17 protein-coding genes are annotated in these 20,547 nt (G+C 60.0%); 7 read left to right on the top strand and 10 right to left on the bottom strand.

Annotated features, from left to right (window positions below; all coding sequences use genetic code 11):
- Window positions 1-188: 188 nt before the first annotated feature.
- Both hrpA and aceK read right to left on the bottom strand, forming a co-directional pair.
- Window positions 189-4,100, bottom strand: coding sequence for an ATP-dependent RNA helicase HrpA (hrpA, locus tag ACYSTU_RS13030; RefSeq protein ID WP_498999088.1), 3,912 nt, complete (start codon window positions 4,098-4,100; stop codon window positions 189-191).
- A 139-nt stretch (window positions 4,101-4,239) separates the two neighbouring features.
- Window positions 4,240-5,961 carry a bifunctional isocitrate dehydrogenase kinase/phosphatase gene (gene aceK / locus ACYSTU_RS13025; RefSeq protein WP_498999084.1) on the bottom strand — a complete coding sequence of 574 codons (1,722 nt, stop codon included), beginning with the start codon at window positions 5,959-5,961 and terminating at the stop codon, window positions 4,240-4,242.
- A gap of 214 nt (window positions 5,962-6,175) precedes the next feature.
- Between aceK and ACYSTU_RS13020 the strand changes: the two genes are divergently transcribed.
- Window positions 6,176-7,084: a DMT family transporter gene (locus ACYSTU_RS13020; RefSeq protein ID WP_498999081.1), complete on the top strand. Its 909-nt coding sequence runs from the start codon at window positions 6,176-6,178 to the stop codon at window positions 7,082-7,084.
- A 111-nt stretch (window positions 7,085-7,195) separates the two neighbouring features.
- Here ACYSTU_RS13020 and ACYSTU_RS13015 read toward each other — a convergent pair whose 3' ends face one another.
- Window positions 7,196-8,059: a DMT family transporter gene (locus ACYSTU_RS13015; RefSeq protein WP_498999078.1), complete on the bottom strand. Its 864-nt coding sequence runs from the start codon at window positions 8,057-8,059 to the stop codon at window positions 7,196-7,198.
- Window positions 8,060-8,610: 551 nt separating this feature from the next.
- Here ACYSTU_RS13015 and ACYSTU_RS13010 point away from each other — a divergent pair.
- On the top strand, window positions 8,611-9,033 hold the full coding sequence (locus ACYSTU_RS13010) for a hypothetical protein (protein WP_498999075.1): 423 nt from the start codon (window positions 8,611-8,613) through the stop codon (window positions 9,031-9,033).
- Window positions 9,034-9,068: 35 nt separating this feature from the next.
- Window positions 9,069-9,230 carry a hypothetical protein gene (locus tag ACYSTU_RS13005; RefSeq protein WP_498999072.1) on the top strand — a complete coding sequence of 54 codons (162 nt, stop codon included), beginning with the start codon at window positions 9,069-9,071 and terminating at the stop codon, window positions 9,228-9,230.
- Window positions 9,231-9,285: 55 nt separating this feature from the next.
- On the opposite strand, the gene ACYSTU_RS13000 is transcribed toward ACYSTU_RS13005, so the two are convergent.
- Both ACYSTU_RS13000 and cysK read right to left on the bottom strand, forming a co-directional pair.
- A complete protein-coding gene (locus tag ACYSTU_RS13000; RefSeq protein ID WP_041478836.1) occupies window positions 9,286-10,224 on the bottom strand; it encodes an aspartyl/asparaginyl beta-hydroxylase domain-containing protein in 939 nt (312 codons plus the stop codon).
- Between the two features lie 184 nt (window positions 10,225-10,408).
- Window positions 10,409-11,383, bottom strand: coding sequence for a cysteine synthase A (gene cysK / locus ACYSTU_RS12995; protein ID WP_016771214.1), 975 nt, complete (start codon window positions 11,381-11,383; stop codon window positions 10,409-10,411).
- A 141-nt stretch (window positions 11,384-11,524) separates the two neighbouring features.
- Here cysK and ACYSTU_RS12990 point away from each other — a divergent pair, with 141 nt between their 5' ends.
- From ACYSTU_RS12990 to ACYSTU_RS12980, 3 genes are all read left to right on the top strand, one after another.
- Window positions 11,525-12,601: a DUF748 domain-containing protein gene (locus tag ACYSTU_RS12990; RefSeq protein WP_498999068.1), complete on the top strand. Its 1,077-nt coding sequence runs from the start codon at window positions 11,525-11,527 to the stop codon at window positions 12,599-12,601.
- A 182-nt stretch (window positions 12,602-12,783) separates the two neighbouring features.
- Window positions 12,784-13,629: an AAA family ATPase gene (locus ACYSTU_RS12985; RefSeq protein ID WP_007911294.1), complete on the top strand. Its 846-nt coding sequence runs from the start codon at window positions 12,784-12,786 to the stop codon at window positions 13,627-13,629.
- Between the two features lie 12 nt (window positions 13,630-13,641).
- Entirely contained in the window at window positions 13,642-14,820 is a 1,179-nt protein-coding gene (locus ACYSTU_RS12980) for a vWA domain-containing protein (protein ID WP_016771218.1), read from the top strand.
- A 143-nt stretch (window positions 14,821-14,963) separates the two neighbouring features.
- On the opposite strand, the gene ACYSTU_RS12975 is transcribed toward ACYSTU_RS12980, so the two are convergent.
- The 4 genes from ACYSTU_RS12975 to ACYSTU_RS12960 form a co-directional block, all read right to left on the bottom strand.
- A complete protein-coding gene (locus ACYSTU_RS12975) occupies window positions 14,964-15,887 on the bottom strand; it encodes a 5-oxoprolinase subunit C family protein (protein WP_498999063.1) in 924 nt (307 codons plus the stop codon).
- Window positions 15,884-16,588 carry a 5-oxoprolinase subunit PxpB gene (gene pxpB, locus ACYSTU_RS12970; protein WP_123442903.1) on the bottom strand — a complete coding sequence of 235 codons (705 nt, stop codon included), beginning with the start codon at window positions 16,586-16,588 and terminating at the stop codon, window positions 15,884-15,886. The genes ACYSTU_RS12975 and pxpB overlap by 4 nt, the downstream gene beginning before the upstream one ends.
- A complete protein-coding gene (locus tag ACYSTU_RS12965; protein WP_498999059.1) occupies window positions 16,585-17,337 on the bottom strand; it encodes a 5-oxoprolinase subunit PxpA in 753 nt (250 codons plus the stop codon). The genes pxpB and ACYSTU_RS12965 overlap by 4 nt, the downstream gene beginning before the upstream one ends.
- A 62-nt stretch (window positions 17,338-17,399) precedes the next feature.
- Complete coding sequence (locus tag ACYSTU_RS12960; RefSeq protein ID WP_498999057.1) at window positions 17,400-18,686, bottom strand: MFS transporter; 1,287 nt, start codon at window positions 18,684-18,686, stop codon at window positions 17,400-17,402.
- A gap of 159 nt (window positions 18,687-18,845) precedes the next feature.
- Between ACYSTU_RS12960 and ACYSTU_RS12955 the strand changes: the two genes are divergently transcribed.
- The gene (locus ACYSTU_RS12955; protein WP_071174694.1) at window positions 18,846-19,760 is read left to right on the top strand and encodes a LysR family transcriptional regulator; all 915 of its coding nucleotides are present in this window, start codon (window positions 18,846-18,848) and stop codon (window positions 19,758-19,760) included.
- 233 nt (window positions 19,761-19,993) lie between these two features.
- Here the strand turns inward: ACYSTU_RS12955 and ACYSTU_RS12950 are convergent, their stop codons facing one another.
- Window positions 19,994-20,536 carry a DUF2937 family protein gene (locus ACYSTU_RS12950; protein WP_024012023.1) on the bottom strand — a complete coding sequence of 181 codons (543 nt, stop codon included), beginning with the start codon at window positions 20,534-20,536 and terminating at the stop codon, window positions 19,994-19,996.
- Window positions 20,537-20,547: the final 11 nt, after the last annotated feature.

Genomic DNA, 20,547 nt, shown 5'->3' with positions numbered 1-20,547 from the left:
GGGGGATTGTGTATGGCTGCGGGTCAGGGCTCGACCTGGCTCCACTGTTTGATGATCGTTCCCACGCTCTGCGTGGGAACGATCAATGAACCGAGGTTGCAGGTTTTGGGTCGGCTTCGCCACCCAGCGGGAATAAATCCCCTCGCCACAAAGCCCGCTTCCACAGGGGGATTGTGTATGGCTGCGGGTCAGGGCTCGACCTGGCTCCACTGTTTGCTCAGGCGCTTGTCGGAGATCGGCACTTTGGTGCCCAACTGTTGAGCGAACAGCGACACGCGGTATTCCTCCAGCCACCAGCGGTACAACTCCAGCTGCGGATCACGCTTGCCTTCCTGCGCATGCTTGGCCGCGCGGGTCTGGTATTGCGCCCACAGGCCAGCGAGTTCGCCGCTCCAGACCCGATCTTTCTGCACCTGTGCGCCGAGTTTCTCGAAACGTTGCTCAACCGCTTTCAGATAACGCGGCAACTCCTTGAGCCACTGCATCGGCGTTTCGCGGACGAAACCCGGATAGACCAGATTGCCGATCTGTTGCTTGATGTCGTTGAGTGCCACTGCCTGGGCAAGATCGATCTTGCCCTTGAAGCGTTTTTGCAGACCGTGCCAGATCTTGAGAATTTCCAGAGTCAGCCGCGCAACCCGCTCGGCGTGCTCCGTCCAGTTGCCGCGTTTGCGTTCGGCCAATGCCGCCAATCCGGCGCCATCGCGGGGCAACGGGTCTTCACCTTCGAGAATGCAGCTGTCGAGGCTGGCCAGCAGAATGTCTTCGACCAGCGCATCGACCCGGCCCAGTTCGCGATACAGCAGACCCAGTTCAGTCTGCCCGGGCAACTTGCCGCGGAGGAATTTCGCCGGCTCGGCCAGTTGCTGCATGAGCAAGCGCTGCAAGGCGCGACGGTGCTGGAACTCGGCTTCGGCCGGGGTAGAGAAGCGTCCCTCCTTGACCGTGCCGCCCTCTTCCACCAGCGCCGGGTACACCGTCATCGACAAACCGGCGATCTTCTGCTGGGTCTTTTCTGCTACCGGCGCGAAGACTTTCGCCTCAACCGGTTGCTGACTTTTCGCACTCTGCGGCACCGCCAGCGCGGCCTGGCTGGCTTCGGCGAAGCGTGCGGTCAGCTCAGCCAGATCGCGGCCTTCGCCAAGGAACTTGCCCTGGCCGTCGACGATTTCCAGGTTCATGCGCAGATGGCTCTCAACCTGCTGCGCCGCTTCCGCCCACGCTTCATCGCTGACCCGCGCGCCGGTCATGCGCAGCAGCTCGCGACCGAGCGCTTGCGGCAGCGAACCTTCGGCGAAAGTCATGCGCTGCAACGCGGCCTTGATGAAGTCCGGCACCGGCACGAAGTTCTTGCGCAGGGCTTTCGGCAGGTTGCGCACGAGGGCAATGCACTTGGCCTCGATCAGCCCCGGCACCAGCCATTCCAGACGCTCCGGCGGCAACATCGGCAGCAACGGCGCCGGCACGCGCAAGGTCACGCCGTCGCGCGGGTGATTGGGCTCGAAATGATAAGTCAGCGCCAGTTCCAGATCGCCAATGTGCAACGTATCCGGGTAATCACGGGCGGTGACTTCGCTGGCCTCGCGGGCCAACACGTCTTCTTCGCGCATGATCAGCAGTTGCGGATCTTTCTGGCTGTTGACCTTGTACCAACTGTCGAAGGTCGCGGTCTGGTGGATCTCCGCCGGCAGACGCGCATCGTAGAAGGCGTAGAGGGTTTCTTCGTCGGCGAGAATGTCGCGACGGCGAGCCTTGGCCTCGAGTTCGTCGAGCTGCTCGAGCAGTTTCTGATTGGCACTCAGGCATTTGGCCCGCGACTGAATCTCGCCGCGCACCAGACCTTCGCGGATAAACAGCTCACGCGACACCATCGGATCGACCGGGCCGTAATGCACCGGGCGGCGACCGACCACGATCAGGCCGAACAGGGTGATCTGCTCGTAGGCTACGACCTGGCCGCGCTTCTTCTCCCAATGCGGCTCGAAATGGTTTTTCTTGATCAGGTGCCCAGCCAGCGGTTCGATCCAGTCGGCGTCGATCTTGGCGACCATGCGCGCGTAAAGCTTGGTGGTTTCCACCAGTTCGGCGGTCATCAGCCACTGCGGGCGCTTCTTGCCGATGCCCGACGACGGGTGAATCCAGAAGCGCCGCTGCCGCGCGCCGAGGTAATCGCCGTCTTCGGTTTTCTGGCCAATCTGGCTGAGCAAGCCGACCAGCACCGCTTTGTGCAGCTTCGGATAATCCGCCGGCTCTTTGTTCAGGCTCAGCTGCATGTCGCGGCAGATCAGGCTCAACTGACGATGAGAATCACGCCATTCGCGCAGGCGCAGGTAATTGAGGAAGTTCTTCCGGCACCAGTTACGCAGCGGGTTGGCGGTCAGCGCTTGGCGTTGTTCTTCAAAACCACGCCACAAATTGACCAGCCCGGCGAAGTCGGAATCCGGATCCTTCCATTGCGCATGGGCCTGATCCGCCGCTTGCTGACGCTCCGGCGGACGCTCGCGCGGGTCCTGAATCGACATGGCGCTGGCGACGATCAGCACTTCCTGCAAGCTGCCGAGCTTGGCCGCTTCGAGGAGCATGCGGCCCATGCGCGGGTCGACCGGCAAGCGCGCCAACTGGCGACCGAGCGGCGTCAGCTGGCTATTGCGATCTACCGCCGAAAGCTCTTGCAGCAGGTTGAAACCGTCGCTGATTGCCTTGCCGTCCGGCGGTTCGATAAACGGGAACGCGGTGATTTCGCCGAGGCGCAGATGGAGCATCTGCAGGATCACGGCGGCGAGGTTGGTGCGCAGAATTTCCGGATCGGTAAATTCCGGCCGCCCAAGGAAGTCCTCTTCGCTGTACAAACGCACGCAGATACCCGGCTCGACCCGGCCGCAACGACCTTTACGCTGATTGGCGCTGGCCTGGGAAATCGCTTCGATCGGCAAACGCTGCACCTTGGCGCGGTAGCTGTAGCGGCTGATGCGCGCGGTGCCGCTGTCAATCACATAGCGAATGCCCGGTACGGTCAGCGAGGTTTCGGCGACGTTGGTCGCCAGCACCACGCGGCGGCCCGGGTGCGACTGGAAAATCCGTTGCTGTTCAGCCGGCGACAGGCGCGCGTACAGCGGCAGGATTTCGGTGTGCTTGAGCTGGGCCTTGCGCAACATGTCGGCGGCGTCGCGAATCTCGCGCTCGCCGGGCAGGAACACCAGCACATCGCCGGGGCTGCGCCGTTCGCTGCGCTCGTAGGCGGCGATTTCGTCGAGAGTGGCGAGAATCGCCTGATCGACGGTCAGGTCGTCCTCGACCCGGTTGCCCTCTTCGTCCTGCTCCAGGGTCAGCGGCCGGTACCAAGTTTCCACCGGGAAAGTACGACCCGACACTTCGACGATCGGCGCGTCATCGAAGTGCTTGGAGAAGCGCTCCAGATCGATGGTCGCCGACGTGATGATGACCTTGAGGTCGGGACGGCGTGGCAGCAGGGTTTTCAGGTAGCCGAGGAGGAAATCGATGTTGAGGCTGCGTTCGTGGGCTTCGTCGACGATGATCGTGTCATAGCGTTCCAGATAACGATCGTTCTGGGTTTCCGCCAGCAGAATGCCGTCGGTCATCAGCTTGATCAGGGTGTTGGCATCGCTCTGATCCTCGAAGCGCACCTGATAGCCGACCAGCGCACCGAGCGGCGTGCCGAGTTCTTCGGCGACACGGCTGGCGACACTGCGCGCGGCGATCCGACGCGGCTGGGTATGGCCGATCAGACCGTGCTGGCCGCGCCCGATTTCCAGGCAGATCTTCGGCAACTGGGTGGTTTTGCCCGAACCGGTTTCGCCGGCGATGATCAGCACCTGATGTTGCTCCAGGGCCTTTTTGATCTCGTCGCGCTTGGCCGCGATCGGCAAACTGTCGTCGTAACGAATCACCGGCAGGCTCGCGCGACGCGCCAGTACCTGATCACAGGACGCCTGCATCCGCGCCACCCACTGGGCCAGTTTGGCCTCGTCGGGTTTCTTGCGCAGCTCAAGCAACTGCCGCCGCAGCCGGTGACGGTCGGCGAGCATGGCGTGATCGAGGTTTTTCAGCAGTTTGTCGATGGAGGGCGATTCGTCGGTCATCGGGTAGGCAATTCGGTCGTCTATTTATGCAGGGGGCGGATTGTCGCAGAAAAGCAGCTGCAAGCGCCAAGCTACCAGCCGCAAGTCACTGCGGCTTTCAACTTGCAGCTTGAAGCTTGCCGCTTGCAGCTGCGTCTTGTTATTCGTTATCGCGGCCCTTGCGCCGGTATGGGAAGACATCGATGACCTTCCCCGCCCGAATCGCCTCCTGCAAGCCCTTCCAGTAATCGGCGTTGTACAACTCGCCATGCAATTGATCGAACAATTTCCGCTGCCCGGCATCGGCAAACAGGAACGGCGGAAACTCCTCGGGAAACACGTCCAACGGTCCGATCGAGTACCACGGCTCGGAGGCCATTTCGTCCTCCGGCGTGCGCGGTTGCGGGATGTGGCGGAAGTTGGCTTCGGTCAGGAAGCAGATTTCGTCGTAGTCGTAAAACACCACGCGCCCGTGACGGGTGACGCCGAAGTTTTTCAGCAGCATGTCGCCGGGAAAAATATTCGCCGCCGCCAATTGCTTGATCGCCAGACCGTAATCTTCCAGCGCTTCACGTACCTGGGCGTCGTTGGCATTTTCCAGATAAAGGTTGAGTGGGGTCATCCGGCGTTCGGTCCAGCAGTGGCGAATCAGCACGGTTTCGCCTTCGACCGAAACCGTCGACGGCGCGACCTCTAGCAGTTCCTCCAGACACGCCGGATCGAACTTGCTCAGCGGAAAGCGAAAGTCGGCAAATTCCTGGGTATCGGCCATGCGCCCGACCCGATCGACGCTTTTCACCAGCCGATACTTTTCGATCACCGTGGCGCGGTCGACGTTTTTCGACGGCGAAAAGCGGTCCTTGATGATTTTGAATACGGTGTTGAAACCCGGCAGGGTGAACACGCTCATGACCATGCCGCGCACGCCCGGGGCCATGATGAACTGATCGTCAGTGTTGGCCAGGTGATTGATCAGCGCGCGGTAGAACTCCGACTTGCCGTGCTTGTAGAAGCCGATCGAGGTGTACAGCTCGGCGATGTGCTTGCCCGGCAGAATGCGTCGCAGAAAACCGATGAACTCCGCCGGCACCGGTACATCGACCATGAAATACGAGCGGGTAAACGAGAAGATGATCGATACATCGGCTTCGTCGGTGATCAACGCATCGATCTGAATGCCCCTTCCTTCGCGGTGCAACAGCGGAATCACCAGCGGCCATTGCTCATCGCGGGTGTAAATGCGTCCGACCAGATACGCGCCTTTATTGCGGTAGAGCACCGAGGAAAATAGCTCGACGCTCAGCTCCGGGTCCTTGCACACCCAGTCCGGCAGGTTCTCGCGCAATTGCGCTTCGAGCCGCAGCAAGTCGCCGGGCAGATCAGCGTAATCCTCGCTGAAGCGGTAATCGGAAAAAATACTCGCGAGCATCCCGGACAACTGGCCCTGCGGCTTGTATGTGCGGGTTTGCGCGGCGCGGGCTCGGCGCAGGCTCGGGCGTGTGGTGTGGATGAACATGCAGCCGTCACTGATCAGATCGTGGCTGAACAACCCGCAGAAAATCGAGTTGTACCAGGTTTCCGAAAGCTCATCGTCGAAGCGCAGATCGATCACACTGATGTAGGCGCTTTTCACCAGCGGCCAGCAGCTGACGTTCATCAGGGTTTCTTCGTCGAAATACTCGCGCAGGCGAGCGACGGTTTCGCCAACCTTTTCTTCGTACAGACTGATCCGCGCCGCCGAGGCGACCTGCGCCTCCTGCCAGCGCGCCTGTTCGAAGCGCTCGCGCGCGCCGTCGGTGATGCGGCGGAAATGCTCGCGGTAATCGTCGAAGCCGGCGAGGATCATCCGGGCGATCTCGGTGGCTGGCCATTGCTGCGACATAAATGAAACCTCGGCGGGAAATCGATTCGTTTGAGCTTAGTCACGGAACCGTCCGCAGGAAAAGCGCAATTTCTGCCAAAATCGATACGGGGTTGACCGTTGACGGGGTTTCTCGTGCCGATGCATCGGCAAGCAGAATTAAAAGCCCGAATAGCGGTTGCCATGATCCGGACGCTCGGCAACACTCTCGTCCCGATCAAGGAAGGAGCCCGCCGTGAGCCCTGTCGATATTTTCCGTATGTTGTCGCTGGCCGCTATCTGGGGCGCGAGTTTTCTGTTCATGCGCATCATTGCCCCGGTGATCGGCACGATCCCGACCGGGTTCTTTCGCGTGTCGATCGCGGCAGTCGGGCTGCTGGTGATCCTTGGGCTGATGCGCATCAGCTGGGACTTCAAGGGCAAGCTGAAAACCGTGATGCTGCTGGGCGTAATTAACTCGGGGATTCCGGCGACGCTGTATTCGGTGGCGGCGCAAGTATTGCCGGCCGGCTATTCGGCGATCTTCAACGCCACGACGCCGCTGATGGGCGTGTTGATTGGCGGTTTGTTCTTCAGCGAAAAGCTCACGGCGGCCAAGCTCAGCGGCGTGTTCCTCGGTCTGTTCGGCGTCGGTGTGCTGACGCGTGCCGGTCCTGTAGCCTTCGATCTGCAACTGCTGATGGGCGCGGTCGCCTGTCTGCTGGCGACCACTTGCTACGGCTTTGCCGGATTCCTCGCACGGCGCTGGCTGGATCAGGCCGGTGGGCTGGACAGCCGTTTGTCGGCATTGGGCAGCATGCTCGGGGCGACGTTGTTTTTGCTGCCGCTGTTCGCCTACAGCACCATTACCGCGCCGCCGGTCAGCTGGGGCGGCTGGCAGGTCTGGCTGTCGCTGCTCGGCCTGGGTCTGGGTTGCACGGCGTTTGCCTACATCATCTATTTCCGCCTGCTCAGCTCGATCGGCCCGGTGAAATCGATGACCGTGACCTTCATGATCCCGCCGTTCGGCGTGTTGTGGGGGGCGTTGTTGCTGGATGAGCCGTTGTCGATGGCGCACATTTATGGCGGCGTGCTGATTGCGGCGGCGTTGTGGCTGGTGTTGAAGCCGGCGGTGGTGAAGCCTGCGAAGGCGTCAGTCCGTTAGATTTGCTGCCGCAGATATTCGCGAGCAGGCTCGCTCCCACAAGAGTACCCATTTCAATGTGGGAGCGAGCCTGCTCGCGAAGGCGATGGATCAACCACCGCCTGTTTTCTGCTAACTGCTTTTTCGGAACACAAACACCAATCCGACAATAATCAGCAGCATCCCCAGCACACTCAACGCCGCCAAGCGATTACCGAAAATAAGGTAATCCATCACCGCCGTCACCGCCGGCACCAGATAGAACAGGCTGGTGACATTCACCAGATTGCCCCGCGCGATCAGTCGATACAGCAACAGCGTCGCCAGCACTGAAACCACCAGGCCCATCCATAACACCGGGACGATGAAGCCCGCGCTGTGCTCGAAGTGAAACGGCTGGAACGGTACGAACACCCCGCACAGCAACAGCCCGGCCAGGTACTGCACTGGTAGCGTACCCAATGGATTTTCGGTGATGCGCTTTTGCATGATCGAGCCGAGCGTCATGCTCGCCAGCGCCAGCAAACCGAACAGCATGCCGGCCCAGGACATTCCGGCCAGACCGATGCCCTGGTAAACCACCATGATCAGCCCGGCCAGACCCAGCGCCAGGCCGAACAGGCGGCTCGCCGAACGCTGCCGTTCCATCAAGACCACGGTGAGGATCGGCTGAACGCCCATCACAGTGGCCATCACCCCCGGCGTGACTTTGCAGTCGAGCGCCAGCAGATAAAAGATCTGATAGGCCCCGAGCAACACCAGTCCCGTGGCGATCGCGAACAGCATCGGCTTGCCGCCCTTGGGCAACTTCAATTTCAGCAACGGCGCCAGCAAGACCAGCCCGCACAGGGCGATGGCGAAGCGAATCAGCAGAAAGGCAAAGGGCGAAGCATGGGCGAGGCCCCACTTGGAGAAAATCGCCCCGCTGCTCCACAGCAGAACGAACAGGCTCGTGGACGTCGCCGCGAGCGCGGATTGTTTCGAAAGGACAAACATGAATACCACCTGTAGTCAGGCAAGAAGCCAACTCAGCCGAAGCTGAAATTCAGTAGGTTGTTCTGGCGGGCGCAGGGGTCAGCAGAAACTGCCGATCAGCCCCGAACGCCAACGCCCGGCGGCGATACGACTGCGCACACCGGCGTGCTACTGACAGGTGGAGGGTAATGACTGATCTGCACAGGCTGCCGATTCCCGCACGGCACGACGCCAGCGTTGACCGCTGAATCGACTACCGCGTTGATGAGGGATGCAGGCATGAATGCTGATCTTTATTGAGGAAATGAACGCGCGAGCCAGGCGGCTCGCGGGCTGACTATAACCAGCCCGGGACATAGATTGCAATGACTTGGGCAATGGGCCGGTAGCGACAGTGCGGCGTCGGGTGATTAGGGTAAATGGCGGTGGCAACGGATTGTCAGGAGACATGGAATGCAAGAGATCACATGCCAAGGGAACGGACGTATTTGCGGTATCAGGTTTATCGGTCAGAGGCGAGGAAGCGGGCGGGTGTTGCGACTGCGCAGATGCGATGCATTTCGGGAGCCGACATGTCTGAAGTCCGCTTTGAGCCTATTGATGCTGAAGCACTCGCAGTTTATCAGTCTTGGGACGACCCGATTTTCTCGTGGGAAGACGTCGTCGTCTGGAAAGCTCGAGAACCTCTGTCTCTGGATATCGCAATCTGGTTTGAACAAGAGCTCTGCGGGCTATGCTTCGCAAATCCCAACAATAGCCGCCAGCGGATTCGCATCGTGCGACTGGAGGGCAAACCCGGAAAGGCTCACCCGCTGAAAAACCGGATAGCCGCTTTGGCATTGCTCGCCATCGATGAATTCGCCCGAATTATTGGCAGCCAAATCATCGAAGTTCAGGAACCTATGCCGGGAGCCATTCCGGTTTATCAACTACTCGGCTTCACATTTGATGTGCAAGGTCGCCTTGTTCTACCAGTGGAGAGTGAAGTATCGTGACATCTGTTCATTTATTGACCAGCGAGGGAGGGAGTATGCGCAAAGTCGTAAGAAAATCCCCAAGCAAGAAGGAATTGCGCGTGCCGGTGGTAAAGCTTGATCGACTGGAGTTATCCGCGAATCAGCGCCGTTTTCTGCAGGTCCTTGAAAACGGAACCGACGTGAACGAGCCCGACCTGCTCGCCGGCCGTCCTTGAACCCGTCAATAAAAAACCGCTCCCAAAGAGCGGTTTTCTATTGTCTGATCCAGCCTCAACCAAACAACCAATACCCCAGCAACGTCAGCACCAACACCGCCAGCACCGGGCGCATTACCCTGTAGGCCTTGGGGTGCCGGCGCTTCCACTGCTTGACCACGCCGCTGAAACGGTCGCTGAAGTTCTTGCTCCAGGCATAAGCCTGGTTGATGCCGCCAACGCGTTCATCATCAAGATTCTGCGGCGCGGTGGCGCGGCCGAGCCAGCCGCTGATGAAGCGATTGATGCGGGTCATCAGGCGGTTGCTCAGCGGGCGTTCGATGTCACAGAACAGAATCACTCGAGTCTGAGCGGTTTCATTCTTGACCCAGTGCACGTAAGTCTCGTCGAACATCACGTCATCGCCGTCGCGCCAGGCATAGACCTGACCGTCGACGAAGATCCGGCAATCATCGGAGTTGGGTGTCGACAGGCCGAGGTGATAACGCAGGGAGCCGGCGAACGGGTCACGGTGCGGATTGAGGTGACTGCCGCCCGGCAGCAGCGCGAACATTGCGCCCTTGACGTTGGGTATGGCACTGACCAGCGCCACGGTTTTCGGGCAAAGGGCTTCGGCCGACGGCAGCGGTTTGTCGTACCACTTCAGATAGAACCGCTTCCAGCCCTTCTTGAAGAACGAACCGAAACCCGCATCGTTGTTCTTCTCGGCGGCGCGAATGTAGCCTTCGTCGAACAGGTGCATAGCTTCGTCGCGAATGGTTTCCCAGTTGTCGCGCAGTACATCCAGCTCCGGAAACTTGCTGCGATCCAGATACGGTCTGGATGGCACTGCGGAAAACAGGTACATCAATGCGTTGTACGGAGCAAACAGTGCGGAGTGGTTGACGAACTGGCGCAATACCGGCAAACGCGCCTTGCCGCGCAAATGCACATAGAGCGTGCTGCCCAGAAACAGCAACAGCACAAACGCCTTGGCGGCAAACGAAACGGTCATCAACGACTCCTTGAATAAAGACAACGCTGCGCAATGCCCTTTTCCCGGCATGGCAGCCGGCCATGATAAACACTACCGGCTCCGGGAAAAACCCGCCTGACACAAGATTCAGTGTTAAGCATTACGCAACAAAGCCTTTATTAACATGCAGCGCCTGAACCCTGGCTGACTTGAATCAACAGGCTTACTGCTGGTTCTCCTGCTCGGTAAACAGGTCACTGAACAGCATGCTCGACAGATAACGCTCGCCCGAATCCGGCAGCACCACGACGATGGTTTTGCCCTGCATCTCTGGTTTCTCCGCCAGACGCACCGCCACCGCCATGGCAGCACCGCAGGAAATCCCGCACAAAATCCCCTCTTCCTGCATCAGGCGCAAAGCCATGGCCTTGGATTCTTCATCGGTCACCTGTTCGACGCGATCGACCATCGACAGATCAAGGTTCTTCGGCACAAAACCGGCGCCAATGCCCTGAATCTTGTGCGGGCTCGGCTTGATTTCGGCACCGGCCAACGCTTGCGTAATCACTGGCGAAGACGCCGGCTCGACGGCCACCGACAGAATCGGTTTACCGGCGGTGTTCTTGATATACCGCGAGACACCAGTAATGGTTCCGCCGGTACCTACGCCAGCCACCAGCACATCCACGGCACCATCGGTGTCGTTCCAGATTTCCGGGCCGGTGGTCTTCTCATGAATTGCCGGGTTGGCCGGGTTATCGAACTGCGCCGGCATGAAGTATTTGTCGGCATCGCTGGCGACGATTTCCGCAGCTTTCTCGATGGCGCCCTTCATGCCCTTGGCCGGCTCGGTCAACACCAGTTCCGCGCCCAAGGCTTTCAGAACCTTGCGGCGCTCGATGCTCATCGACGCCGGCATGGTCAGCATCAATTTATAGCCACGCGCAGCGGCAACGAAGGCCAGACCGATACCGGTGTTACCGGAAGTCGGCTCGACAATGGTCATGCCCGGCTTGAGTCTGCCGCTGCTTTCGGCGTCCCAGATCATGTTGGCGCCGATTCGGCATTTGACCGAGTAACCGGGGTTGCGCCCCTCGATCTTGGCCAGGATGGTGACCCCGCGCGGCGCGATGCGGTTGATCTGGACCAGCGGCGTATTACCGATGGAATGGGCGTTGTCAGCGTAAATACGGCTCATGGCTGGGTCCTTATGCAGCGTTGAATTCAGCCTTCCAAGGTAAGCCCGTTGCCGATCACAGTCCAGTCGGGTCGAACGTCTGCAAACGCGCGGAGTCAATCGCTTTGAATCGTCAAGCCACACTCTTGAAGGAACAATGGCATGAAACGTCGTTACAGCTGGCCGCTCTGGACCCTGACGGGTGTCGTGGTGCTGCTGGTCGCCCTGCATTTCGCCCTGCCCTATCTGGTACGCGACTACCTCAATGACAAACTTGCGGACATGGGCGATTACCGCGGCCAGATCACCGATGTCGACCTCGCGCTGTGGCGCGGCGCATACAAAATCAACGGCCTGAAGATCGTCAAGGTCGACGGCAAAGTACCGGTGCCGTTCGTCGATGCGCCGTTGATCGATCTGTCGGTGAGCTGGCATTCGTTGTGGTACGACCATGCCGTGGTCGCGCAGGTGCAATTTCTCAACCCCGAAATCAACTTTGTCGACGGCGGCCCCAACAAACAGAACTCGCAGACCGGTCAGGGCACCGACTGGCGTGAGCAGTTGGGCAAGCTGCTGCCGATCACCCTCGATGAAGTGCAGATCAACGACGGCCGTATCACCTTCCGCAACTTCAATTCCAAGCCGCCGGTGAACATGAACGCCAGCAACGTCAACGCCAGCATCTACAACCTGACCAATGTGGTCGACAAGGAAGGCAAACGCGACGCGCGTTTTGAAGGCAAGGCGTTGCTGCTGGGCCACGCGCCGCTGGAAACCACCGCCACCTTCGATCCACTGAGCAACTTCGAAGACTTCGAATTCCGCCTGCGCGCCCGTGACATCGAGCTCAAACGCATGAACGACTTCGCCTCCGCCTACGGCAAATTCGATTTCAACGCCGGCCACGGCGATGTGGTTATCGAAGCCAAGGCAGAGAAAGCCCGACTCACCGGCTACATCAAACCCCTGCTGCGCGACGTCGATGTATTCAACTGGCAGCAAGACGTCGAAAACAAGAACAAAGGCCTGTTCCGCTCAATCTGGGAAGCGCTGGTCGGCGGCACCGAGACCGTGCTGAAAAACCAGAACAAAAACCAGTTCGCCACCCGCGTTGAACTCAGCGGCAATGTTCACCAGCAGAACGTCAACGCCTTTGAAGCGTTTCTGCAGATTTTGCGCAATGGCTTCATCCAGGCATTCAATGCGCGGTACGAACGGCCGAAGCCGGATGAGGGTTAAGTTTTGCCGTTGACAAAATATTCGGCCACCCGCCGAGACTGAGTCAACATGTGACGCTCCATTCAGAGACTGAATAAGCCGTCTGCGTTCACAGTCGACCGGCGTGCGCGTTATAGTCGGGCATCCGATTATTTCGCCCCGCCCTGCCCGTAAGGTCAGCGTTACCGTTCGAGGATTTGCAGATGAAGTTCGAAGGCACCCAGGCCTACGTCGCCACCGATGACCTGAAGCTGGCGGTCAACGCCGCCATCACCCTGGAACGGCCGCTGCTGGTCAAGGGTGAACCGGGCACCGGCAAGACCATGCTCGCCGAGCAACTGGCCGAGTCGTTCGGTGCCAAGCTGATCACCTGGCATATCAAATCCACCACCAAGGCCCATCAGGGTCTGTACGAGTACGACGCGGTCAGCCGTTTGCGCGACTCGCAGCTGGGCAATGAAAAAGTCCACGATGTGCGCAATTACCTGAAGAAAGGCAAGCTTTGGGAAGCCTTCGAGTCCGAGGAGCGGGTGATTCTGCTGATCGACGAAATCGACAAGGCCGACATCGAGTTCCCTAATGACCTGTTGCAAGAACTCGACAAGATGGAGTTCTACGTTTACGAAATCGACGAGACCATCAAGGCCAAGAAACGCCCGATCATCATCATTACCTCCAACAACGAGAAAGAGCTGCCGGACGCCTTCCTGCGCCGCTGCTTCTTCCACTACATCGCTTTCCCCGACCGCACTACCCTGCAGAAAATCGTCGATGTGCATTACCCGGACATCAAGAAGGACCTGGTCAGCGAAGCGCTCGATGTGTTCTTCGACGTGCGCAAGGTACCGGGCCTGAAGAAAAAGCCTTCGACGTCCGAGCTGGTCGACTGGCTGAAGCTGTTGATGGCCGACAACATCGGCGAAGCGGTGCTGCGCGAGCGCGATCCGACCAAAGCCATTCCGCCACTGGCAGGTGCACTGGTGAAGAACGAACAGGACGTGCAACTGCTTGAGCGCCTGGCGTTCATGAGCCGGCGCGGCACCCGCTAAGAGGCCGCTGCCATGTTGCTCAACCTGTTCAACGAAATGCGTGCAGCCAAGGTACCGGTATCGGTGCGCGAGCTGCTCGACCTGATCAACGCGCTGAAACAGCGTGTGACCTTCGCCGACATGGACGAATTTTATTACTTGTCGCGGGCGATTCTGGTGAAGGATGAGCGCCATTTCGACAAGTTCGACCGCGCGTTTGGCGCCTACTTCAATGGCCTGGAGAAACTCGACGACCACTTGCAGGCGCTGATTCCCGAAGACTGGCTGCGCAAGGAATTCGAGCGCTCGCTGAGCGACGAAGAACGCGCGCAGATCCAGTCCCTTGGCGGGCTGGACAAACTCATCGAAGAGTTCAAGAAGCGTCTGGAAGAACAGAAGGAACGCCATGCCGGCGGCAACAAGTGGATCGGCACCGGCGGCACCAGCCCGTTCGGCTCCGGCGGTTTCAACCCTGAAGGCATCCGCGTTGGCGATGCCGGCAAGCGTCAGGGCAAAGCGGTCAAGGTCTGGGATCAGCGCGAGTACAAGAACCTCGACGATTCGGTGGAACTGGGCACACGCAACATCAAGGTCGCCTTGCGTCGTCTGCGCAAGTTCGCTCGCCAGGGTGCGGCGGAAGAACTCGACATCGACGGCACCATCGACCACACCGCCAAGGACGCCGGCCTGCTGAACATCCAGATGCGCCCGGAACGGCGCAACACGGTGAAGCTGCTGCTGTTGTTCGACATCGGCGGCTCGATGGACGCGCACGTGAAGATCTGTGAGGAATTGTTCTCGGCCTGCAAGACCGAGTTCAAGCACCTCGAGTACTTCTATTTCCACAACTTCATCTATGAATCAGTGTGGAAAAACAACATGCGCCGCACTTCCGAGCGCACTTCGACCCAGGATCTGCTGCATAAATACGGCGCCGACTACAAAGTGATCTTTATCGGTGACGCCGCGATGGCGCCCTACGAAATCACCCAGGCTGGCGGCAGCGTCGAGCACTGGAACGAAGAGCCGGGTTACGTGTGGATGCAGCGCTTCATGGAGAAATACAAGAAGCTCATCTGGATCAACCCGTATCCGAAGGACACGTGGGGCTATACCTCGTCGACCAACATCGTCCGCGATCTGATTGAGGATCAGATGTATCCGCTGACGCTGCGCGGGCTTGAGGAAGGGATGCGGTTTCTTTCCAAATGACGACCTGATCGTTCCCATGCTCCGCGTGGGAATGCATCAAGTCACGCTCTGCGTCACAGGGACGCGGAGCGTCCCGGGCGGCATTCCCACGCGGAGCGTGGGAACGATCAACATCTGTGGGAGCGAGCCTGCTCGCGAAGCTTTTAGCGATCTTTGAAGCGCTGCAAATACTCGACATGCTCGCGGTGCGCGACGTCCTGCACCACCGGCCTTAACCTCACCTTCGCTCCCGGCAGGCATTGCGCCAATTGTGCCAGTGCCAGCGGCGTCAACGCGCCCAAGCGCGGGTATCCGCCAATGGTCTGGCGATCGTTGAGCAACACGATCGGTTGGCCATCGGGCGGCACCTGCACCGCGCCCAGTGGAATCCCCTCGGAGATCATCGGCGCACCCTGATATTGCAACGCCGCGCCGAGCAGGCGGATGCCCATGCGGTCGGCGCGACTGTCGATGGTCCAGGTGCTGTTGAAGACATCGAACAGGCTCTGCCCGCTGAACTGGCCGATCTGAGCTCCGAGCACCAAGTCCAAAGGCGCATGCGTTTTGAAATCCGGCCGCAGCGCCGAAGGCATTTCGCGCACCGCTGACGCTTCGCCGCTGTAACCGAGCGCCGCCCCTTTGGCGAGCGGAAGGCCCATGCCATCAAGTCCGCCCAATTCTTCTCGCAGTACCGTGGCACTGCTGCCCAGTACCTTGGGCGCAGTAAAACCACCGGGTGCGGCCAGATAAACCCTGGCGCCGAGCAAAGGCTGGGTGAAGCGCAATGTCTGCCCTTTCGCCAACCGGAAACTGCGCCACGGCGCCAGCGGCTGGCCGTCGATCTGCGCGCCGAGATCCGCTCCTGCCAGCGCCAGCAGGCAATCCTCCTCAGCCACCACAGCAAACCCGCCGAGGGTGATTTCAACCACCGCCGCATTCAGTTCATTACCCAACAGCCAATTGGCCCAGCTCATCGAGCACCAATCCGCTGCGCCGCCCTGGGTCACGCCCAGATGTCGCACGCCAAACCGCCCGGCGTCCTGCAACAGGCACAGCGGCGTGCTGGCTTCGATCGTCAATCGACTCATGCCAGCGCCTCCAGTGGGGTGTCATCGCCGCCCAGACGAATGAATTCGGCGTGGTCGACCACTTCGAAGCGCACCGTGTCGCCGGGTTGCATCAGGCTGTAGCCGTCGCGATGGCGATCGAAGAGTTTCGCCGGGGTGCGACCGATCAGGTTCCAGCCACCGGGTGAGACCACCGGATAAGCCGCGGTCTGCCGCTCGGCGATACCGACGCTGCCGGCGGCGACTTTCTTGCGCGGTGTGCTCAAGCGTGGCGCGGCGAGCATTTCTTCGACCAGGCCCATGAAGGCAAAACCCGGCGCAAAGCCAAGGGCGAACACCTGATACTCCCGCGCACTGTGGCGACGAATCACCTCCTCCACCGCCAGCCCGCTGCGTTCGGCCAACAGGCTCAGTTCCGGGCCGACGCTCAAGTCGTACCAGACCGGCAAGACGTGACACTGCCCAGCGCTTCGCGCATTCGGCGCCAGATCGACCAGCGCTGCGGCGATCAATTCGCGCGCCTGCGCCGGACTTAACAGCGTCAGATTGTAATGCACCATCAACGTCGTATAGGACGGCACCAGATCGATCAGTTGTGCACCAAACGCCGTGCGCAAGCGCTCGCTGGCGGCGAGCATCCACGGCATGTTGACTTCGGCGATTTCATCGAACAGACGCAGCATCAGGCAATCGAGCGCCACCACTTCAACCCGTGGATTCATGACGCACTCGACTGCTGCAAGGCCTGACGAATACGCCGCACGGCGGCCACGGAACTGGCGTTGTCGCCGTGGACGCACAAGGTGTTGGCGCGCAGGTTCAAAGCGCTGCCATCGCTGGCGGTGAGCGCGCCGCCATTGGCGATGGTCAGCGCTTGCTCGATGATTTTTTCGGGATCGTGATGCACGGCACCGGGCAATTGCCGGGAGACCAGCCGGCCGCCACTGTCATAGGCACGGTCGGCGAACGCTTCAAACCACAGCGTTACGCCGTATTCATCGCCAATTTGCTGCGCCGCAGCGTGGTCTCGGGTCGCCATCAACATCAGCGGCAGGCTGCGGTCATACGCGGCCACGGCCTGCACCACCGCGCGCAACTGCGCCGGGTTGGCCATCATGTCGTTGTACATCGCGCCGTGGGGTTTGACGTAACTCACACGTCCGCCCTGCGCCTTGCAGATGCCGTCCAGGGCGCCGATCTGGTAATGCAGGATGTCCTGCAGCTCTTGCGCGGAATACGCCATGGAGCGCCGGCCGAATCCGACCAGATCCTGATAGGCCGGGTGCGCGCCAATCTGCACGCCGTGTTCGAGCGCCAGCGCCACGGTTTTGCGCATGGTGCTCGGGTCGCCGGCATGGAAACCACAGGCAACATTGGCGCAATCGATGAAGGGCATGACCTCGGCGTCCAGACCCATGGTCCAGCTGCCGAAGCTCTCGCCAATGTCGCAATTCAATAGCAGGCGGCTCACGGTGAACACTCCTGTAGCTGCTGGTCTTTTTATCTGTAGGAGACTTCTGCGCAGGGTATCAGTTACTGCGCGTCGAGTTGCTTGCCACGGGTTTCCGGCAGGCTCAGCGCCGCCAGAATCACCACGCCGTAAGACACCGCCGCGAAGGCGCCGATGCCCATGCTCAATGGCACTTTCTGGCTGAGCAGGCCGATCAACAGCGGGAACATCGCCGCCAGTGCGCGGCCGATGTTGTAGCAGAAACCCTGACCCGAGCCGCGAATCCGCGTAGGAAACAATTCAGTCAGAAACGCGCCCATGCCGCTGAAAATCCCCGAGGCGAAGAAGCCCAGCGGAAAGCCCAGCCAGAGCATCACGCCATTGCTGACCGGCATCTGCGTGTAGAGCAGAACGATGGTGAACGAGCCGACGGCAAACAAAATGAAGTTCTTTTTCCGCCCCAGCAGGTCGGTCAGATACGCGCTGATCACATAGCCGACGTAGGAACCGACGATTACCATCGCCAGATAACCACCGGTGCCGAGCACGCTCAAGCCACGTTCGTTCTTGAGGAAAGTCGGTAACCAGGAGGTAATTGCGTAGTAACCGCCCAGCGCACCGGTGGTCAGCAAGGAAGCGCGAAACGTGGTGAAGAGCATGCCGGGGGCAAAGATCTCGTAGAACTTCGCCGGGTTTTCGGGGGTTTGCGCAGCTTTGGCTTCGCGATAAATCTCAGGATCTTTCACCAGGCGACGGACGAAAATCACGAATATCGCCGGCACGATGCCGAGGATGAACAGCGCGCGCCAGGCATCTTCCGCAGGCAATACCGAGAACAGTAACGCGTACAGAATCGCCGTCAGGCCCCAGCCCAACGCCCAACCGGATTGCACCATGCCCACCGCTTTGCCGCGATCCTTGGCGCGGATCACTTCACCGATCAACACCGCGCCGGCGGTCCATTCACCGCCGAAACCGAAGCCCATCAAGGTGCGGGCGATCAGCAATTGTTCGTAGTTTTGCGCGAAGCCGCAGAGGAAGGTGAAGAAGGCGAACCACAGCACCGTCAGTTGCAGGGTGCGCACGCGGCCGATGCGGTCGGAGAGGATCCCGGCGACCCAACCGCCGATCGCCGAAGCGATCAGGGTACTGGTGTGAATCAGCCCCGCTTCGCCCGTGGTGATGCCCCACATCGCGATCAGCGTCGGCACGACGAAGCTGAGCATCTGCGTGTCCATGCCGTCCAGACCGTAGCCGATCTTGCAGCTCCAGAACGTGCGGCGCTCCTGCTGGTTGATGTTGCGATACCAGTCGAACGGCCCGGGGCGCGTCACAGGCTTGGATAACGGGAGGGTGTCGGGAGCACTCATGGCAAATCTCCGCAGGGCTTTTATTGGTCTTGTTCGAAGCTCCGACGACGCCTATCGTGGGAACCGGATGCGCCGATTTTTCGTCGCCCTGCCCTGCGCCGTCCAACGAATAAAAACCCGCCTTAGGCATAAGAAAAATTTGTCAGCCGAGCCTTGTCCATGAATCTGAAGTTTCTCGAGACCTTTGTCTGGGTCGCGCGCCTGAAGAGTTTTCGCCTGACCGCCGACAAGCTGTTCACCACCCAGGCGTCGATTTCCAGCCGCATTGCGGTGCTCGAAGGCGAACTGGGCGTGAAGCTGTTTCTGCGCGATTCACGCGGCGTCAGCCTGACCCCGGAAGGCTTGAAGGTGCTCGATTACGCTGAACAGATGCTCGACACCATGGCGGCGCTGAAACAATCGATCGAAACCCGTTCGAGCAAGGTCGGCCGGGTGCGTATCGGCGTGATGGACACGGTGATTCATACCTGGCTGAGCCCGCTGGTGGCGCAGATGACCGATCTGTACCCACGGGTGGAGATCGAGTTGGTCGCAGATACCGCGCTGAACCTCTGCGATCAGCTGCAAAAAGGTTTTCTCGATCTGGTGTTGCAAACCGATCTGATCCGCCACGAAAGCGTGCGCAGCCTGGAGTTGGCCAGCCATCCACTGGGCTGGATCGTCGCGAGCAATTCGATCTACAACCGCGACTACGCCGACCTCGCCGAACTGGCGCAGGAGCGGATCATCACCTATTCGAAAAACTCACGACCGCATCAGGATATCGTCGCCCTGATGCAGGCCAACGGCGTCATGGCGCCACGTTTGAATTGCGTGAATTCGGTGTCAGCGATCACCCGGCTATTGCGCGATGGCTTCGGTATCGGCGCGCTGCCGCCGGTGCTGGTGGCCGAGGAGCTGGCGCGTGGCGAATTGATCTTGCTCGACATCGAGCAGCGGCCGGCGAATCTGCCGGTGGTGGTGTCGTGGCGGGTCGGGGTTGAGTGGGTCGAGGAGATTGTGACGTTGTGTCAGCAGGTCTTGGCGGGGTATGCGCACAAGGTGGGCAAGGACTGCATCACCCTCACTGGATGATCAGTGGCGAGGGGATTTATCCCCGCTCGGCTGCGCAGCAGTCGTGATTGCGGCCAACGCGGTCTTTCAGAGGTACCGCATTTGCAGGTTTTGGGGCTGCTGCGCAGCCCAACGGGGATAAATCCCCTCGCCACAGAACCCACTCACCACAGAACTCATTCACCACAGAGCCCACTCGCCACAGAATCCCCCATGCCATAAGGCCTCTGTTGCCAGAGGGGATTGAGCAGGTTTTACAAACCGCGGACGTCGCGATCTTCGATCGGTCGGCTCTGGCGCAGGCGGCGGCCGCCGAGGACGACCCAGTCGATCAGGCGGAACAGGCATTCGACACCGAACGACAGCAGCAACGCGCCGCTCATGCCCCAGATCATCGCCTCTGGCGTCAACAGGATCTGGTAGCTGTAGCCGTTCCAGGTTTCCTTGCGAATATCCGGATCAGCAGCCAGGACCACTTGCAGGAAGCGCACATACCACGGGCCTTGCATCGCCTGGAATTGCTTGTCCAACGCGACCTGGCGGGTGAGCAAGGTGTTCAGGCTGTCGGCATCGCTGCGGAAAATCGGGTCTTCGCTGGCCCGGTAATGCGCGACCAGCGCCTGCATGTCGCCTTTGAAAAACTGATCCGCCGTGCCCTGGAAACCGCGCAGGCCGGTCTGCGCTTCGATCAGGTGCGCTTCGACACGCTGGGCGTAATCGTTGATAAACCCCGGGACCTGGACACCGATCAACAGGCCCGCCGCAAACAACACCAGCCGTAGATAACTGAGCAACATGGGTGCAAATC

The sequence above is a fragment of the Pseudomonas glycinis genome (assembly GCF_054871425.1).
This window is presented reverse-complemented; position numbering and strand designations above follow the sequence as displayed.

What these genes read in the sequence shown, in the direction of transcription:
- cysK (WP_016771214.1), bottom strand. Translation starts at nt 11,383, where the DNA reads ATGAGCCGTATTTACGCTGACAACGCCCATTCCATCGGTAATACGCCG.
- ACYSTU_RS12980 (WP_016771218.1), top strand. Translation starts at nt 13,642, where the DNA reads ATGTTGCTCAACCTGTTCAACGAAATGCGTGCAGCCAAGGTACCGGTA.
- ACYSTU_RS13015 (WP_498999078.1), bottom strand. Translation starts at nt 8,059, where the DNA reads ATGTTTGTCCTTTCGAAACAATCCGCGCTCGCGGCGACGTCCACGAGC.
- ACYSTU_RS13000 (WP_041478836.1), bottom strand. Translation starts at nt 10,224, where the DNA reads ATGACCGTTTCGTTTGCCGCCAAGGCGTTTGTGCTGTTGCTGTTTCTG.
- pxpB (WP_123442903.1), bottom strand. Translation starts at nt 16,588, where the DNA reads ATGAATCCACGGGTTGAAGTGGTGGCGCTCGATTGCCTGATGCTGCGT.
- aceK (WP_498999084.1), bottom strand. Translation starts at nt 5,961, where the DNA reads ATGTCGCAGCAATGGCCAGCCACCGAGATCGCCCGGATGATCCTCGCC.
- ACYSTU_RS13005 (WP_498999072.1), top strand. Translation starts at nt 9,069, where the DNA reads ATGCGCAAAGTCGTAAGAAAATCCCCAAGCAAGAAGGAATTGCGCGTG.
- ACYSTU_RS12975 (WP_498999063.1), bottom strand. Translation starts at nt 15,887, where the DNA reads ATGAGTCGATTGACGATCGAAGCCAGCACGCCGCTGTGCCTGTTGCAG.
- ACYSTU_RS12990 (WP_498999068.1), top strand. Translation starts at nt 11,525, where the DNA reads ATGAAACGTCGTTACAGCTGGCCGCTCTGGACCCTGACGGGTGTCGTG.
- ACYSTU_RS12950 (WP_024012023.1), bottom strand. Translation starts at nt 20,536, where the DNA reads ATGTTGCTCAGTTATCTACGGCTGGTGTTGTTTGCGGCGGGCCTGTTG.
- ACYSTU_RS12985 (WP_007911294.1), top strand. Translation starts at nt 12,784, where the DNA reads ATGAAGTTCGAAGGCACCCAGGCCTACGTCGCCACCGATGACCTGAAG.
- ACYSTU_RS13010 (WP_498999075.1), top strand. Translation starts at nt 8,611, where the DNA reads ATGTCTGAAGTCCGCTTTGAGCCTATTGATGCTGAAGCACTCGCAGTT.
- ACYSTU_RS12955 (WP_071174694.1), top strand. Translation starts at nt 18,846, where the DNA reads ATGAATCTGAAGTTTCTCGAGACCTTTGTCTGGGTCGCGCGCCTGAAG.
- ACYSTU_RS12960 (WP_498999057.1), bottom strand. Translation starts at nt 18,686, where the DNA reads ATGAGTGCTCCCGACACCCTCCCGTTATCCAAGCCTGTGACGCGCCCC.
- hrpA (WP_498999088.1), bottom strand. Translation starts at nt 4,100, where the DNA reads ATGACCGACGAATCGCCCTCCATCGACAAACTGCTGAAAAACCTCGAT.